15 protein-coding genes are annotated in these 16032 nt (G+C 63.8%); 12 read left to right on the top strand and 3 right to left on the bottom strand.

From position 1 onward, the window contains the following. Window positions 1–33: 33 nt before the first annotated feature. Complete coding sequence (locus XalbCFBP2523_RS13025; RefSeq protein WP_045765771.1) at window positions 34–2421, bottom strand: 3-hydroxyacyl-CoA dehydrogenase/enoyl-CoA hydratase family protein; 2388 nt, start codon at window positions 2419–2421, stop codon at window positions 34–36. Window positions 2422–2456: 35 nt separating this feature from the next. Continuing rightward, window positions 2457–3089: a TetR/AcrR family transcriptional regulator gene (locus XalbCFBP2523_RS13020; protein WP_012916095.1), complete on the bottom strand. Its 633-nt coding sequence runs from the start codon at window positions 3087–3089 to the stop codon at window positions 2457–2459. Between the two features lie 217 nt (window positions 3090–3306). Here XalbCFBP2523_RS13020 and ndk point away from each other — a divergent pair, with 217 nt between their 5' ends. The 10 genes from ndk to moeB all read left to right on the top strand — a co-directional run bounded on the left by ndk (window position 3307) and on the right by moeB (window position 13114). Further along, on the top strand, window positions 3307–3732 hold the full coding sequence (gene ndk, locus XalbCFBP2523_RS13015; protein WP_012916094.1) for a nucleoside-diphosphate kinase: 426 nt from the start codon (window positions 3307–3309) through the stop codon (window positions 3730–3732). Window positions 3733–3745: 13 nt separating this feature from the next. Further along, window positions 3746–4951 carry a dual-specificity RNA methyltransferase RlmN gene (gene rlmN / locus XalbCFBP2523_RS13010; RefSeq protein WP_045758043.1) on the top strand — a complete coding sequence of 402 codons (1206 nt, stop codon included), beginning with the start codon at window positions 3746–3748 and terminating at the stop codon, window positions 4949–4951. Further along, a complete protein-coding gene (gene pilW, locus XalbCFBP2523_RS13005) occupies window positions 4938–5756 on the top strand; it encodes a type IV pilus biogenesis/stability protein PilW (RefSeq protein ID WP_012916092.1) in 819 nt (272 codons plus the stop codon). Before rlmN ends, pilW begins: the two co-directional genes overlap by 14 nt. Next, complete coding sequence (locus XalbCFBP2523_RS13000) at window positions 5753–6622, top strand: helix-turn-helix domain-containing protein (protein ID WP_045765770.1); 870 nt, start codon at window positions 5753–5755, stop codon at window positions 6620–6622. The genes pilW and XalbCFBP2523_RS13000 overlap by 4 nt, the downstream gene beginning before the upstream one ends. A 65-nt stretch (window positions 6623–6687) precedes the next feature. After that, a complete protein-coding gene (locus XalbCFBP2523_RS12995; protein ID WP_012916090.1) occupies window positions 6688–7326 on the top strand; it encodes a YfgM family protein in 639 nt (212 codons plus the stop codon). Then, a complete protein-coding gene (gene bamB / locus XalbCFBP2523_RS12990) occupies window positions 7326–8684 on the top strand; it encodes an outer membrane protein assembly factor BamB (protein WP_045756871.1) in 1359 nt (452 codons plus the stop codon). Before XalbCFBP2523_RS12995 ends, bamB begins: the two co-directional genes overlap by 1 nt. Window positions 8685–8702: 18 nt before the next feature. Further along, the gene (gene der / locus XalbCFBP2523_RS12985; RefSeq protein ID WP_012916088.1) at window positions 8703–10100 is read left to right on the top strand and encodes a ribosome biogenesis GTPase Der; all 1398 of its coding nucleotides are present in this window, start codon (window positions 8703–8705) and stop codon (window positions 10098–10100) included. A 7-nt stretch (window positions 10101–10107) separates the two neighbouring features. After that, window positions 10108–10713: a molybdenum cofactor guanylyltransferase gene (gene mobA / locus XalbCFBP2523_RS12980; RefSeq protein WP_045765769.1), complete on the top strand. Its 606-nt coding sequence runs from the start codon at window positions 10108–10110 to the stop codon at window positions 10711–10713. Further along, on the top strand, window positions 10710–11927 hold the full coding sequence (locus XalbCFBP2523_RS12975; protein WP_045765768.1) for a molybdopterin molybdotransferase MoeA: 1218 nt from the start codon (window positions 10710–10712) through the stop codon (window positions 11925–11927). The genes mobA and XalbCFBP2523_RS12975 overlap by 4 nt, the downstream gene beginning before the upstream one ends. A 50-nt stretch (window positions 11928–11977) precedes the next feature. Next, window positions 11978–13114, top strand: coding sequence for a molybdopterin-synthase adenylyltransferase MoeB (moeB, locus tag XalbCFBP2523_RS12970; RefSeq protein WP_045765767.1), 1137 nt, complete (start codon window positions 11978–11980; stop codon window positions 13112–13114). Window positions 13115–13165: 51 nt separating this feature from the next. On the opposite strand, the gene XalbCFBP2523_RS12965 is transcribed toward moeB, so the two are convergent. Next, window positions 13166–13462, bottom strand: coding sequence for a DUF1244 domain-containing protein (locus XalbCFBP2523_RS12965; protein WP_012916084.1), 297 nt, complete (start codon window positions 13460–13462; stop codon window positions 13166–13168). A gap of 51 nt (window positions 13463–13513) precedes the next feature. Between XalbCFBP2523_RS12965 and folD the strand changes: the two genes are divergently transcribed. Further along, window positions 13514–14404, top strand: coding sequence for a bifunctional methylenetetrahydrofolate dehydrogenase/methenyltetrahydrofolate cyclohydrolase FolD (gene folD / locus XalbCFBP2523_RS12960; protein ID WP_012916083.1), 891 nt, complete (start codon window positions 13514–13516; stop codon window positions 14402–14404). Between the two features lie 130 nt (window positions 14405–14534). Continuing rightward, window positions 14535–15992, top strand: coding sequence for an IMP dehydrogenase (gene guaB / locus XalbCFBP2523_RS12955; RefSeq protein WP_012916082.1), 1458 nt, complete (start codon window positions 14535–14537; stop codon window positions 15990–15992). Window positions 15993–16032 lie beyond the last annotated feature (40 nt).

Below are 16032 nucleotides of genomic sequence, written 5' to 3'. Positions count from 1 at the left end.
GTGTGGGCGTCTGAATCCGCGGCCCGGCTTCAATCAGTTCCTCAACGGCTTGCCCGTCTTGAGCATGTGGCCGATGCGTGCCTGGGTTTTCTCCTGTTGCGCCAGTTCGACGAAGTGCTTGCGCTCGAGCTTGAGCAGCCATTGCTCGTCCACCAGCGCACCGCGATCGACCTCGCCGCCGCACAACACGGTGGCGATGCGGGTTGCGATCTCATCGTCGTATTCGCTGATGAAGCGGCCTTCCAGCATGTTGACCAGCAACATCTTGAAGGTGGCGATGCCGACGTCGCCGGCGACCTGAATGCGCCGCGCCGGCAACGGCGGACGGTAGCCGCCCTCGGCCAGGGCGCGGGCCTCGGCCTTGGCGATGTACAGCAATTCGTCGCTGTTGAACACGACCTTGTCGGTGCTGCGCAGCAGTCCCAGTTCTTTCGCGTTGACGGCCGAGGTCGAGACCTTGGCCATGGCGACGGTCTCGAAGGTCTTCTTCAATTCGGCGAATACGTCGCCACCGGCTCCGCTGGCATTGGCCACGGCCGCTTGCGAGGCGCGCAGCGCGATCTCTTTCAGGCCACCGCCGGCCGGCAGCAGGCCCACGCCGGCCTCGACCAGGCCGATGTAGCTTTCCAGTGTGGCCACGGTCTTGGCGCTGTGCATCTGGAACTCGCATCCGCCGCCCAGGGCCAGCCCGCGCACCGCCGCGACCACGGGTACCAGCGCGTACTTGAGGCACTGACTGGTGGTCTGGAAATTGGCCACCATCGCTTCGAACGCATCGAGCTTCCCGGCTTGCAGCAGGCCCAGGGCGCCCGCCAGGTCGGCACCGGCGGAGAAGGGCTCCTTGTGCTGCCAGAGGACCAGGGCCTTGAAGTCTTTCTCTGCGCGACGGACGGCCTCCTGCAGGCCATCCAGTACTTGGTCGGAGACGGTGTTCATCTTGGTCTTGAAACTGACCACGGCGATGTCGTCGCCGTCGTGCCACAGGTGCAGTCCGTCGTTCTCGAACACGGTTTCGCCTTGCGGGAACGTCTCGCACAGCAGCGCATCCGGGAAACGCTGGCGCTTGTACACCGGCAGTGCCGAGCGCGGTAGCTTGGTATCGTGCCCGGGACTGTAGGAGCCCTCGGCGGCATGCACGCCGTCGCGGCCATCGAACACCCAGTTCGGCAGCGGCGCGCTGCTCATGCTCTTGCCGGTGGCGATGTCGTCGGCGATCCACTGCGCGACCTGCTTCCAGCCGGCCGCCTGCCAGGTCTCGAAGGGCCCCAACGCCCAGCCGTAGCCCCAGCGCATTGCCAGATCCACGTCGCGCGCGGTCTGCGCGATGTCGGCCAGATGATAGGCGCTGTAGTGGAACAGGTCGCGAAAGGTGGCCCACAGAAACTGCGCCTGCGCATGTGGACTCTCGCGCAGCTTGGCGAACTTTTCCGCCGGATGCTTGATCTTCAAAATCTCGACCACGTCCGCCGTGGCGCTGCGCTCAGCCGGGCGATAGTCCTGTTTTTGCAGGTCCAGCACCACGATGTCCTTGCCGAGCTTACGGAAGAAGCCGGCGCCGCTCTTCTGGCCAAGCGCGCCTTTGCCGATCAGGGCTTCCAGCCACTTCGGCGTTTTGAAGAACGCATGCCAAGGATCCTGCGGCAAGGTGTCCGCCATGGTCTTGACGACGTGCGCAATGGTGTCCAGGCCGACCACGTCGCAGGTGCGGTAGGTGGCCGACTTGGGACGACCGATCAGCGGACCGGTCAAGCCGTCCACCTCGTCCAAGCCCAGGCCGAACTGCTCGGTGTGGTGGATCGTGGACAGGATCGAGAACACGCCGATGCGGTTGCCGATGAAATTCGGGGTGTCCTTGGCGTAGATCACCCCCTTGCCCAGGGTGGTGGTCAGGAAGGTTTCCAGGCCCTTCAGCAACGCCGTGTCGGTGTGCTTGGTCGCAATCAGCTCGGCCAGGTGCATGTAACGTGGCGGATTGAAGAAGTGCACACCGCAGAAGCGCGGGCGCAACGGTGCCGGCAACACCTCCGATAGCGCGTTGATGCCAAGGCCGGACGTATTGGAGGCGAGCACCGCATGCGCGGCCACGAACGGTGCGATCTTTTTGTACAGATCCTGCTTCCAGTCCATGCGCTCGGCGATGGCTTCGATGAGCAGGTCGCAGCCGCGCAGCTGTTCCAGGTCCGCATCGTAGTTGGCCGCTAGGATGGATTCGGCCAGGGTAGGGCTAGCCAGCGGCGCAGGGCTCAACTTGGTCAGGTTGGCGATGGCCTTGAGGACGATGCTATTGGGGTTGCCGTCCTTGGCGGCAAGGTCGAACAGCACGGTGTCGATGCCGGCGTTGGTCAGGTGCGCAGCGATCTGTGCGCCCATCACGCCTGCGCCGAGGACGGCGGCGCGGCGGACTAGCAGGGGATTGGACATAGCGATCAGCCTCTGTGGGTCAATGTGTGCGGGAGCTAATGTGCGCAGTGGGCAAGAAAGCCCGCTTCGGCGAAACGGATGAGCTCGCCTGCGGCGTGGGCGCGGTGTGCGCTTTCGCTGACACCGGCGGGGCGCTTGATCAGGCCGAAATCGGCCATGGCGTAGGTCAGGGCGCCGGCCAGGAAGTCCAGGCGCCAGTAGAGTTCCTGTTTGCTCAGTCCGGGCACGCAGGCCGCGATCGCCTTGGCGAATTCGCGCAATACGTGGCCGTAGTGGTCGGACAGGAACTGGCGCAGGCTGTCGTTGTTCTCGGCATAGGCGCGGGCGATCACCCGAACGAAGGCGCCGCCACTCTGGCTTTCCTGCGCCATTGCAAGTGCCGGTTCCACGAAGGCGGCAAGCACCTGGCCGAGGTCGCCTGGATGCTGCCGCTGGGCGGTTTCCAGTTGGGTCAGGCGCGCTGAGGTCATCTCGTCCATCCGCCTCCGGAATACCTCGTTGACTAGGTTCTCCTTCGAGCCGAAGTGGTAATTCACCGCAGCGATATTAACGTCGGCTTGACTGGTGACTTGGCGTAGCGAGGTACCGGAGAAGCCATGCTGGGCGAACAGTTCCTCGGCCGCGCTGAGGATGCGAGCCTTGGTCGAGAAATGCACCTGCTTTGTCATGTGATCGCCAAAATCAATCAAACGATTGTTTGATTGTAGGCTCGGTCGTGGGGGGAGTCATGCTGCCTTGCAGCACAATTCAGCGGCAGCCGTGCAAAGCACGTTGCGATTCGATAGAATCGTCCATCTGAATTCTGGCTAAGCCCGCGTTTTGGCACGGGTTTTTTAATCTTAACTTTTTCGGGTCGCGAGTGGCCCGCCCAACGGAGAACGTCCCATGGCGCTGGAGCGCACCCTGTCTATCATCAAGCCCGACGCCGTCGCCAAGAATGTCATCGGCGAGATTTACTCCCGCTTCGAGAAGGCTGGCTTGAAAGTCGTTGCCGCCAAGTACAAGCAACTGTCGCGCCGCGAGGCCGAAGGCTTCTACGCGGTGCACCGCGAGCGTCCGTTCTTCAATGCGTTGGTCGAGTTCATGATTTCCGGTCCGGTGATGATCCAGGTGTTGGAGGGCGAAAACGCTGTGGCTGCACATCGCGAATTGCTTGGCGCCACTAATCCGAAAGACGCGGCGCCAGGGACCATCCGTGCCGACTTCGCCGATTCGATCGACGCCAATGCGGCGCACGGTTCAGATTCGGTCGAAAACGCCGTCAATGAAGTGTCTTATTTCTTTGCCGCCACCGAAGTGGTGTCGCGCTGATCCGAGGTCCGTCGTGAACGAGGTCGTCCATCCTCCGTTGGTGCTTGCCGATCCGCTTCGCAGCGGTGTCGCAGCCAGACAGAATCTGCTCGACCTCGATCGCGAGGGCCTGGAGCGTTTCTTCGCCGAAACTCTCGGCGAAGCGCGCTATCGCGCCCACCAAGTGATGAAGTGGATCCACCACCGCTACGTCACCGATTTCGAGCAAATGACCGACCTCGGCAAGGCGCTGCGGGCCAAGCTGCAACAACATGCCGAGGTCGTCGTCCCCAACATCGTATTCGACAAGCCTTCCGCCGACGGTACCCACAAATGGCTGTTGGCCATGGGCGTGGATGGTAAGAATGCGATCGAGACCGTGTACATCCCGGACAAGGGCCGTGGCACCTTGTGCGTGTCCTCGCAGGTCGGTTGCGGGTTGAATTGCAGTTTCTGTTCCACCGCGACCCAGGGCTTCAATCGCAACCTCTCCACTGCCGAGATCGTCGGGCAGGTGTGGGTGGCGGCGCGGCATCTGGGTAACGTGCCGCACCAGCAGCGCCGTCTCACCAACGTGGTGATGATGGGCATGGGCGAGCCGCTGATGAATTTCGACAATGTCGTGCGCGCGATGAGCGTCATGCGCGACGACTTGGGTTACGGCCTGGCCAACAAGCGCGTGACCCTGTCCACCTCGGGCCTGGTGCCGCAAATCGATCGTTTATCCGGCGAGAGCGATGTCTCCTTGGCCGTCTCGCTGCATGCGCCGAACGACACGTTGCGCGAAACCCTGGTGCCGCTCAACAAGAAGTATCCGATCGCCGAATTGATGGCAGCTTGCGCGCGCTATCTGCGTGCCAACAAACGCCGTGAATCGGTGACCTTCGAGTACACCCTGATGAAGGGGATCAATGACCAACCCGAGCACGCGCGGCAATTGGCGCGGCTGATGCGTCAGTTCGATAACGCGGTGCAGGCCGCCAATGCCGGCAAGGTCAATCTGATCCCGTTCAATCCGTTTCCGGGTACACGCTACGCGCGCTCCGGCGAAACAGAGATTCGCGCGTTCCAGAAGATCTTGCTGGATGCCCAGGTGTTGACCATGGTGCGGCGCACGCGCGGCGACGATATCGATGCGGCGTGCGGGCAACTCAAGGGACAGGTCATGGACCGGACCCGTCGTCAGGCCGAGTTCCAGCGCGAACTGCAAACGCGGGTGGAGCAGGATGCGACAACCTAGCTGCCATTTGACCTTCGCCGTGACCTTGACGGCGCTGCTGGCGCTGCCAGGTTGCAACTGGCTTGCCGCCAAGTCTGGCAAATTACGTACCGTTGAGCAGGTGCAGCCGGACTACCGCATCCACGACAGCCACACAGTCAAATCGCGTTTTGCGCTGCAGGAGCAACTTGGGTTGGCTGTGAACCGGCTCGGTTCCGGCGATCTGGACGGCGCCGAGAGGTATGCGAACAAAGCGCTGACGTTGGATGCCAATTCTGTGCAGGCGCACACATTGCTAGCGTTGATCGCGGATCGGCGCGGCGCATACGCCGTTGCCGGCGAGCATTACCGTAAGGCTGCCGAACTGGCCCCTGATAGCGGCGAGACCTTGAATAATTACGGTGCTTGGCTATGCGCGAACGGCGCTGCGGCTGAATCGCTGTCGTGGTTCGACCGCGCACTTGCGTTGCCGGATTACGCCACGCCGGCATCGGCGCTGGCCAATGCCGGCGGCTGCGCGTTGCAGGTCGGGCAGCGCGAACGCGGCCTGCACGACCTGCGCAAAGCGCTGGCAATGGAACCGAATAATCCTTATGCCTTGGAGGCGATGGCGCGAGAGGAAGTTGCACAAGGGCACTTTTTTGAGGCGCGCGCGTTTGCAGAACGGCGTCTTGCCTCTGCGCCTGCTAATTCTTCCGTGCTACAACTCGCCGTGAAAATTGAGCAGAGGCTGGGTGACAAGGTTGCCGCCAGTCGTTACCAACAGAGGTTGCGTAAGGAGTTTCCCAATGCCGCGACCACGATATCTGGGAATAATCCATCGTGAGCAGTGATTCAAATCCTAACGTTTTTGGTTGTGCCAAAGGCTGCGGGCAACAACTCCGCGACGCACGCGAAGCGGCGGGGCTGAGCATCGACGACGTCGGCAGCACTCTGCGTATGCCGATGCATGTCATACAGACGCTCGAATCGGAACAGTGGGAGCGCCTCGGTGCCCCTGTCTTCGTGCGAGGGCAGTTGCGTAGTTATGCGCGTCTGCTCGGCGTGGATCTCGAGCCGCTGTTGCAGGCCGCACAGATTGCGCCCGTGCAACCGGTCGATTTGATTAGCCATACGCATACGCGTCCGCTGCGGCGTATCTTCGAGAGCGCTACCCGGCGAATGGTTTACGTGGTGATCACCGCTGGATTGGCGATACCTGTCTGGTATGCCACACACAGCCATTTCGCGGAGGACGGTCCGAATACCGCTTCGCTCGATGTGGTCCCCAGCGAATCAATTGCCACGCAGACGCCTGGGTTGTCACCTGTCGCGAGGGAGCGCTCGGCTCCGGCGGCGGGGGCCGAAACGATCAGTCATTCGGCGCCGAGCGCGGCCCCTTACATTGCTTCATTGACCCCACTCCCGCATGAGCAGGAAACCCAAAAGGCCGGGCTGACCTTATCGTTTCAGGGTGACAGTTGGGTGCAGGTCAGTGCGCCTGACGGCAGGTTGGTCGAGAAGGCCATGCTGAAGTCTGGTGAGACCCGTTCTTACGCGCCAGGTCAAGTCGGGCGTGTCGTGCTGGGTAATGCCTCTGTGGTTCAGGTTCAGCAATCCGGTAGTACGGTGGACCTGGCTCCCTACAGACGCGCGAATGTGGCGCGCTTTGCGGTATCCTCTGAGGGTTCCGTGGTGCCTGCCTCCGAGTGACGGCGGCGCGGTTTCCTCATCTTCCACATTCCATGTCCTGTCGTAGCGGCGGGGCGAGAGTACGCATGGCGATCGACGACCTGCTCGACGAGCACGAACAAAGCGAACGCGTTCGCACCTGGCTCAGGAAAAATGGCGCTGGCCTGATCGGTGGCATCGCACTGGGCCTTGGCGCAATCCTTGGCTGGCAGTGGTGGGCCAAGCAGCGGTCCGAAAATCTTGCCCAGGCCAATTCCCGTTACGAAGCAGTGCTCAAGAGCATTGAGGCGAAGCAACTCGACAAGGCAGGCAAGGACCTGACGCAGTTGCAGCAGGGTTCGTCCGATATCTATGTCGTACTGGCTGGGCTACGTCTGGCCAAGGCGCAGGCCGACGCGGGCAAGAGCGATGCGGCGCTGGCAACGCTACGCGCACTCAAAGCCGATGGCGAGATCAAGCGACTGGTGGATCAGCGTATGGCCTTCCTGTTGCTTCAGGCCGGTAAGCCCGAGGATGCGCTGAAGTTGCTCGCCTCTGCCGACGATACACGTAGCCTCGAAATTCGCGGCGATGCTTTGATTGCGCAAGGCAAGCGCGATGCGGCGCGCGATGTGTACGTCAAGTCGCTGGCTGGGCTGGATATCGCGGCGCCGCAGCGGCGTTTGCTGGAAATGAAATTGATGGATGCGGGCGGCACCGTGCCGAATGCCGCGGAGCCGATCTGATGAAGGTAGTTATGTTCAAGCGCGTCGCGACCGTTGTTCTGCTGGGGTTGACGCTATCGGGTTGCAGTACGGTCAAAGGCTGGTTCGCCGGCAAGGATGCTGCCGCTAAGAAAGCCGCCGAGCCGGCCGAACTGGTCGATTTCAAACCGACTGTCAAAGTCGTCAAACTTTGGTCTACCGATGCCGGGAAAGGCGAACGTCGGATCGGCGTGCGCCAGCATCCGGTGGTGGCCGATGGCAAGGTGTATGTCGCCGCCGCTTCTGGCACGGTGTACGCGCTGGAACTGCAGACAGGCAAGGCGCTGTGGGAATACGACGCCAAGAAGGCGCGCAAGGAGCATCTGTCGCAGGTCGTCGAGCAGCAGCCGAAGAGCCAGGTAGAGAGCGAATCCGGCAAAAACCTGTCCAAGCAGGAGCGCGCGGCCTACAAACAGCGTTTGCGCAATGAGAAGCAACAGGCCAAGGAACGCAAGCGGCTGGAGAAGCACCGTCCGCTGCCGCGCTTCGCTGGCGGTCCGGGTGTGGGTGAGGGGCTGGTGGTCGTCGGTGGCTTGAACGGGGAGGTGCTCGCACTCGATGCCACGAACGGTACCGAGAAGTGGCACGCCAAGGTACACAATGAAGTGATCGCCGCACCGGTGATTGCGCAGAATACGGTGTTCGTGCGCAGCAACGACGGCCGCACCACCGCCTTCGATGCCGCGACTGGCCAGCAGCGTTGGTTCAACGCGCAGGAACTGCCGAGTCTGACCGTACGTGGCAATGCACCGGTGGTCGCCGGCCCCGGTGTGCTGTTCATCGGTAACGACGACGGCACCCTGAGTGCCTTGGCGATGCAGGATGGCCGCGTGCTGTGGCAACAGACCATCGGCGTGCCGGAAGGCCGGACCGAACTCGAGCGCATGGCCGACGTGGATGGTGCGCCGGTGATCGATGGCACAACGCTCTATGCGACCAGCTTCAAGAACCAGACGGTGGCCCTCGACGGCCCGACTGGTCGACCGCTGTGGGACCGCGATCATGGAGGTGCCGGCGGGGTAGGTGTCAGCTCTGGCAGCGTGGTGGTAGCCGATAATGCCGGCACCGTCTGGGCGCTGGACAAGGCATCCGGGTCGGCGATGTGGTCGCAACCGGCGCTGGCACGCCGCTCGCTCACCGGCGTGGCGATCCAGGGAAATTATGCGGTCGTCGGCGACTACAAGGGCTATCTGCATTGGCTCAAGCTCGACAACGGCGAGTTCGCCGCGCGCGAGCGGGTGGGGCGCAAGCCGCTGGTGGCGCAACCGGTGGTCGCCGATGGCATCTTGCTCATAGAAAACACGAAAGGCGACCTGACCGCATTCCGGTTAGGTCAATAAGAAGGGAAGGACGTCGCCATGCTGCCGCTGGTCGCCCTGGTTGGACGGCCGAATGTCGGCAAGTCCACATTGTTCAATGCGCTGACGCGCAGCCGCGACGCGCTGGTTCATGACCAGCCGGGCGTGACCCGCGACCGTCATTACGGTGTGTGCCGGCTGCAGCCGGAGACGCCGTTCGTGATCGTCGATACCGGTGGTATTTCCGGCGAAGAAGAGGGGCTGGCTGGGGCCACGGCCAGTCAGGCGCGTGCCGCCGCTGGCGAGGCCGATCTGGTGCTGTTCGTGGTCGATGGCCGCGAAGGCGCGTCCTCGCTGGACGACGAGATCCTGTCCTGGCTACGCAAGCTGGCGCGGCCGACTATATTGCTCATCAACAAGATCGATGGCACCGATGAAGATCAGGTCCGTGCCGAGTTCGCACGTTACGGCCTGGGCGAGGCGATCGCGGTGTCCGCCGCGCACCGCCAGGGCATCGACGACCTGCTCGACCACGTATTGGCACGGTTGCCGGAAGAGGGCGCTGGCGAAACCCTGGACACCGACCCTGGGCGCATGCGTATCGCCTTCGTCGGTCGCCCCAACGTTGGCAAATCGACTCTAGTCAATCGGTTGCTGGGCGAGGAACGCATGATCGCTTCCGACGTGCCCGGCACCACCCGCGATTCGATCGCGGTGGATCTGGAGCGCGATGATCGTCCGTACCGCTTGATCGACACCGCCGGCCTGCGCCGCCGCGGCCGGGTAGAAGAAGCCGTGGAAAAGTTCAGCGTGTTCAAGACGCTGCAAGCGATCGAGCAATGCGAGGTGGCAGTGCTGCTGCTCGACGCCAGCGAAGGCGTCACCGATCAGGATGCTAGCGTGCTTGGGGCGATTCTGGATGCCGGCCGTGCCCTGGTGGTGGCGGTGAATAAGTGGGACGGACTGACCGACTACCAGCGCGAGCAGGCCGAGGCGTTGCTGTCGCGCAAGCTGGGCTTTGTGCCTTGGGCCGAAGCGGTGCGTATTTCTGCCAAGCACGGGTCGGGCTTACGCGAACTATTTCGCGCCATTCATAACGCGCATGCCTCCGCAGTGCGCGAGTTCAGCACCAGCGAAGTCAATCAGGCGCTGGAAGTGGCCTATGAGAGCAATCCGCCGCCAAGCATTCGTGGCCATGTCTCCAAGCTGCGCTACGTCCATCCCGGCGGTAGCAATCCTCCCACCTTTATCGTGCACGGCACCCGCTTGAAGGTTCTGCCGGAGTCGTACAAACGCTATCTGGAGAACTTTTTCCGCAAGCGTTTCAAGTTGGTTGGCACACCGGTGCGCTTCATGTTCCGCGAGGGCGCCAACCCATACGAAGGCAAGAAAAACGTACTGACCGAGCGCCAAATCGCCAAAAAGCGGCGTTTGATGAAGCACGTGCGCGGCAAGTAATCGCGCGATGGACCCACGGCGTGCGATCACCCTCGGCATCTTGGCCGGTGGCCGCGCGCAACGCCTGGGCGGCCTCGATAAAGCCTGGCTACAGCACGACGGTCAGCCGTTAGTACAGCGTCTTGCACAGACACTAGCGCCGACAGTGGCGGCGGTGCTGGTCAGTGCCAATCGCGATCTGTCGCGTTACGCCGCCATCGGTTTGCGGGCGGTGCCGGACCGAATCCAGGCACCTGCCCAGGCACCGCGTTCGCTGGGGCCGATCGCCGGCGTGGATGCCTTGGCGGCCGCCTGTTTCACGCCCTGGCTGCTGACCGTGCCGGTGGATGCGTGCCAGCTACCACCGGCATTGCCGGCGCTGTTGGCCGCGGTGGGCGTGGCCGGTGATGGTGCTTGGCTTGAGGATGCGGCCGGCGTGCAGCCGCTGGTGGCGTTGTACCGACTCGCCGCGTTGCGACCCGCACTGGACGCGGTGCTGGCGGCGGCGGTCTATGCGCCGTGGCGGCTACAACAATGCCTGGATATGGTTCCGCTGCGGTTGCCTGATCTTGTTCTGGGCAATCTGAACACGCCCCAGGATTTGTCCGCAGCGGGTATCCTGCCGACGTCATGACCGACTATCCCACCCGAATCACCTACGCGGATGCGCTGGCCATCGTCGTTGCCGCCGCGCGCACGCGCCCGGTCAAGGCCGAACGCCTGGCGCTGCAACGTACCGACGGTCGCATCCTGCTGCAACCGCTGGAAGCGTCGATCGATCTGCCGCCGTTCGCCAACAGCGCGATGGACGGGTTCGCGTTGCGTCATTGTGACTTGACACCTGACGCGCCCAGTGCCTTGCGTCTGGTCGGCGAGCAGTTCGCCGGCGCGGACCGGCAACAGGCGATCACTTCCGGCCAATGCCTGCGGGTGACCACCGGCGCACCGCTGCCGGTGGGGGCGGACACGGTGGTCATCAAGGAAAACGCGGTCGAGCACGATGGTCTGGTGGAGTTCACGGGGATGCCTGCCCGTGGCGCGCACGTGCGGGCCCAGGGCGAGGACGTGCGTGCCGGCGAGCGCGTCCTTGAGCCCGGCATGCTGTTGACGCCCTCGCGCATCGGTCTGGCAGCGGCGCTGGGGGTGTCCCAGCTTACCGTCGCGGCACGACCGACCGTGGCGGTGTTTGCGACTGGCGACGAACTGGTCGAGCCAGGCATGCCGTTGCAGCCCGGACAGATCTATAACAGCAACCGGGATCTGTTGATGGCGCAATTGCGCTTGCTCGGCCTGGCGCCCACAGCCTGGCCGACTTTGCCGGACGATCCGCTATGTATCCAGGCCATGCTGGCCGACGCGGCGTCAGCATTCGACGTGGTGCTGACCTGCGGTGGCGTGTCCGCCGGCGAGAAGGACTATTTGCCCCGGTTACTGGCCGAGCGCGGTCGCGTCCATTTCTGGAAGGTGCGCATGCGCCCGGGCATGCCGGTGCTGTTCGGCGAATGGGATCATGCCTTGTTCCTGGGCTTGCCCGGCAATCCGGTCTCGGTGCTGGCAACGTTTTTGGCGATTGGGCGACCATTGCTGGACGCGTTGCAGCGGCGGGCCGAGCCACACCGCGCTTGGCGCGCGCGACTTGCAGCCGCGTGGGACAAGCGTCACGATCGACTGGAGTTCCTGCGTGGGCGCATGCGCTGTGACGCATACGGACAACTGTGGGTGGAGCCGAATCCGGCCGATGGCTCGCATCGGTTGCGGGGTGCGGCCGACAGCGATGTGCTGCTGCGACTGGAAGAAGGCGCGCGTCGTTTCGAGGCTGGCGAGGTGGTCGAGGTGGTGCCTTACTGAGCACTCCAGACCGCTGCATCGGCGATACGGTTTACGCCGATAATAGGCTCATGAGCATTCGAGAACTGACGCCGCTACAGGCCCATGCGCGCGTTGCGCAGGGCGCACGGCTGATCGATATCCGCGAGGAACACGAGCATGCCTCGGGCATGGCCGAGGGTGCGCTTGGTGTGAACCGTGCGCAGTTGCAAGCCGATCCGGCCGCCTATATCGACATGGGCACCGAGATCCTGCTGATCTGTCAAAGCGGCAAACGTTCGCAGGAAACCGCTGCGTTCTTGCAACAGCTCGGCTATTCCCAGGTCGCCTCGGTCCTGGGCGGCACCACCGGCTGGCAGCGCGAGGGCTTGCCGCTGCAACGTCCCACGCTGCCGCCGGAGCAGCAGGACTTCCTGGAGCGCTATGCGCGCCACCTGCGTCTGCCCGAGGTTGGCATCGAAGGTCAGCGTCGGCTACAGGCCGCACGCGTGCTACTGGTCGGTGCCGGTGGGTTGGGCTCCCCGGCCGGTGTCTATCTGGCGGCGGCCGGCGTCGGACACCTGCGCATCGCCGACGATGACCTGGTCGAGCGCAGTAATCTGCAACGGCAGATCCTGCACAGCGACGCGCGGATCGGGCAGCCCAAAGTGGACTCGGCGGCAACGGCGTTGGCCGCGCTGAACCCCGGCGTGCAGGTGGAAGCGGTGCGCGAGCGGGTCACGGCGGACAACGTCGAACGCCTGTTGCAGGATGTGGACGTGGTGCTGGATGGCTCGGACAATTTCCCTGCGCGCTACCTGCTCAACGACGCTTGCGTGAAGTTGGGCAAGCCGCTGGTGTATGGCGCGGTGCAGCGCTTCGAGGGGCAGGTTAGCGTGTTCGATGCTGGCCGCCAGCGCGGCCTAGCGCCTTGCTACCGTTGTCTGTTCCCGGAACCGCCACCGGCGGAATTCGCGCCCAACTGCGCCGAGGCCGGCGTGCTCGGCGTGCTGCCCGGTATCGTTGGCCTGTTGCAGGCCAACGAGGTGCTGAAATTGTTGCTTGGCATCGGCGAGCCGCTGAGTGGGCGCCTGCTGCATGTCGACGCGCTGGCGATGCGCTTCCGCGAGACCCGCCTGGCGGCCGATCCGCATTGTGCGCTATGCGCGCCGGGACGGCCCTTCCCCGGATACATCGATTACGCGCGGTTCTGCGGCGCGTCGCACTGACGTCGCCACCGCACTTGGCGACGGTTTCTCGCTGTGCCCCGGATTGACCTGTCAGCCGTGCCGACGCTGCGCTTCGGCGAAGGCGGCCAGTTGTTCCGGTGTCGCCTCGGCCTGATACTGCGCTTTCCAATCGGTGAACGGCATACCGTAAACGCGCTCGCGTGCCTGCTCCTTGCTCAGGATCTGGCCTTCGGTCGCTGCCGCTTCGCGGTACCAGTCGGCCAGACAGTTGCGGCAGAAGCCGGCCAGGATCATCAGGTCGATATTCTGCACGTCGGTGCGGTCTTGATTCAGGTGCTGCAACAAGCGACGGAATGCGGCGGCCTCGATGCGGGTGGTGTCGGTCATGATGGAATCGGGGACAATGGGCGTCCCCCGACTCTACACCCGCTCGCCCCGATGACCGACTCTGCGCCTGTCTCCCCCGTTCCGGCCCGCATTCTCGATGGGCGGCGCATCGCCGAAGATTTGCTCGATGAACTGAAGACGCGGGTCGACGCCCGGTTGGCTGCTGGGCAGCCCAGGCCCGGTTTGGCGGTGGTGTTGGTCGGCGGCGATCCGGCTTCCACCGTGTACGTGCGCAACAAGCGGCGCGCAGCAGAGAAGGTCGGCATCGAGGCGTTCGATTACGACCTGCCGGCCGGCACTGGCGAGGCCGAGTTGCTTTCGTTGATCGATCAGCTCAACGCCGATCCCAAGATCCACGGCATTTTGGTGCAGCTGCCGCTCCCCGGCATTGCCGATGCGAGTCGGCTGATCCACCGTATCGACCCGCGCAAGGATGTGGACGGTTTCCATCCGCAGAACGTTGGCCACCTGGCACTGCGCGAATTCGGCCTGCGACCCTGCACCCCCCGCGGCATCGTCACCTTGCTGGCGCACACCGATCAACCGGTGCGCGGCCGCAACGCCACCATCGTCGGGGTCAGCAACCACGTTGGCCGGCCGATGGCGCTGGAACTGCTGATCGCCGGTTGCACGGTCAGTTGCTGCCACAAGTTCACCCCGGCCGACGTGCTGCAGACACACGTCCGCGACGCCGACATCCTGGTGGTGGCGGTGGGCCGGCCGGGGCTGATCCCGGGCGACTGGGTCAAGCCTGGTGCGGTGGTGATCGATGTGGGCATCAACCGCCTGGACGATGGTCGCCTGGTCGGCGATGTCGGCTTCGAAGCGGCGGCGCAGCGCGCCAGTTGGATCACCCCGGTCCCTGGCGGAGTGGGGCCGATGACGGTGGCGACGCTGATGCAGAACACCATCGAGGCGGCGGACGCGGCCTTGCGCCGCTGAGCCGCCGTGCATGCCAATGGCAAGGGCGCGCGCGGTGAAACGCCGCGTCTCGGATCCTGTTGGATGCGCGCATAGCTTCACATCATCTTTCGGGCTAAAATATCCCGCTTCCCCACATTCGGGTCCGCCGATGCTGCGCATCCAGGCTGAAGCTCTCACCTACGACGACGTTTCGCTCGTCCCTTCTCATTCGACCGTCCTGCCCAAGGATGTCAGCCTGGAAACCCGGCTGACACGCGAGTTGCGCCTGAAACTGCCGATCCTATCGGCTGCGATGGATACAGTGACCGAGCACCGTCTTGCGGTGGCCATGGCGCAGCTCGGCGGCATCGGCATCATCCACAAGAACCTGACCCCGGCGCAGCAGGCGGCCGAAGTGGTCAAGGTCAAGAAGTTCGAAGCTGGCGTGATCACCGAACCGTTCACCGTCGGCCCGGAAACTACCATCGGTGAAGTGCTGAAACTGACCCGCGCGCGCAACATCTCCGGCGTGCCGGTGGTGGACGGCAGCGGCCTGGTCGGCATTGTCACCAGCCGCGACATGCGCTTTGAGAAGAAGCTCGACGATCCGGTCCGCCACATCATGACCAAGAAGGATCGCCTGATCACTGTGCGCGAAGGCGCCAGCGACGAGGAAGTGCTGCAATTGCTGCACCGCCACCGCATCGAGAAGATTCTGGTGGTCAACGACAGCTTCGAACTGCGCGGTCTGATCACGGTCAAGGACATCCAGAAGAAGACCGACAACCCCAATGCCGCCAAGGATGCGTCCACGCGCCTGCTGGTCGGCGCCGCTGTGGGCGTTGGTGGCGACACCGAACAACGCGTGGAACTGCTCGCCGCGGCGGGCGTGGATGTGATCATCGTCGATACCGCGCACGGCCACGCGCAGGGCGTGATCGACCGCGTGGCCTGGGTCAAGAAAACCTACCCGCAATTGCAGGTGATCGGCGGCAACATCGTCACCGGCGACGCCGCGCTGGCGTTGATGGACGTCGGCGCCGACGCGGTCAAGGTCGGTGTTGGGCCGGGGTCGATCTGCACCACGCGCGTGGTCGCTGGTGTCGGCGTGCCGCAGATCACCGCGATCGACATGGTCGCCGAGGCGTTGCAAGACCGCATTCCGCTGATCGCCGACGGTGGCATCCGTTATTCCGGCGACATCGGCAAGGCGCTGGTGGCAGGCGCCTCCACGGTCATGGTCGGTGGCCTGTTCGCTGGCACCGAAGAAGCGCCGGGCGAAGTTGAACTATTCCAGGGCCGCAGCTACAAGAGCTACCGCGGCATGGGCAGCCTGGGCGCGATGGAGAAGGGTAGTAAGGACCGCTACTTCCAGGACGCTTCCGATGCCGACAAGCTGGTGCCGGAAGGCATCGAAGGGCGCGTGCCGTACCGCGGCCCGCTCAGCGGCATCATCCACCAACTGGTCGGCGGCCTGCGCGCGACCATGGGATATGTGGGTTGTGCGACCATCGAGGACATGCGTGCCAAGCCCCAGTTCGTCACCATCACCGGTGCCGGCCAGCGCGAGAGTCATGTCCATGACGTGCAGATCACCAAGGAACCGCCGAACTACCGCATGGGCTAAGTGTCGCGACTCGGGACTCGGAACTCGAGACGTGGCATAG

Source organism: Xanthomonas albilineans (genome assembly GCF_002939705.1).
Taxonomy (GTDB): Bacteria; Pseudomonadota; Gammaproteobacteria; order Xanthomonadales; family Xanthomonadaceae; genus Xanthomonas_A; species Xanthomonas_A albilineans.
This window is presented reverse-complemented; position numbering and strand designations above follow the sequence as displayed.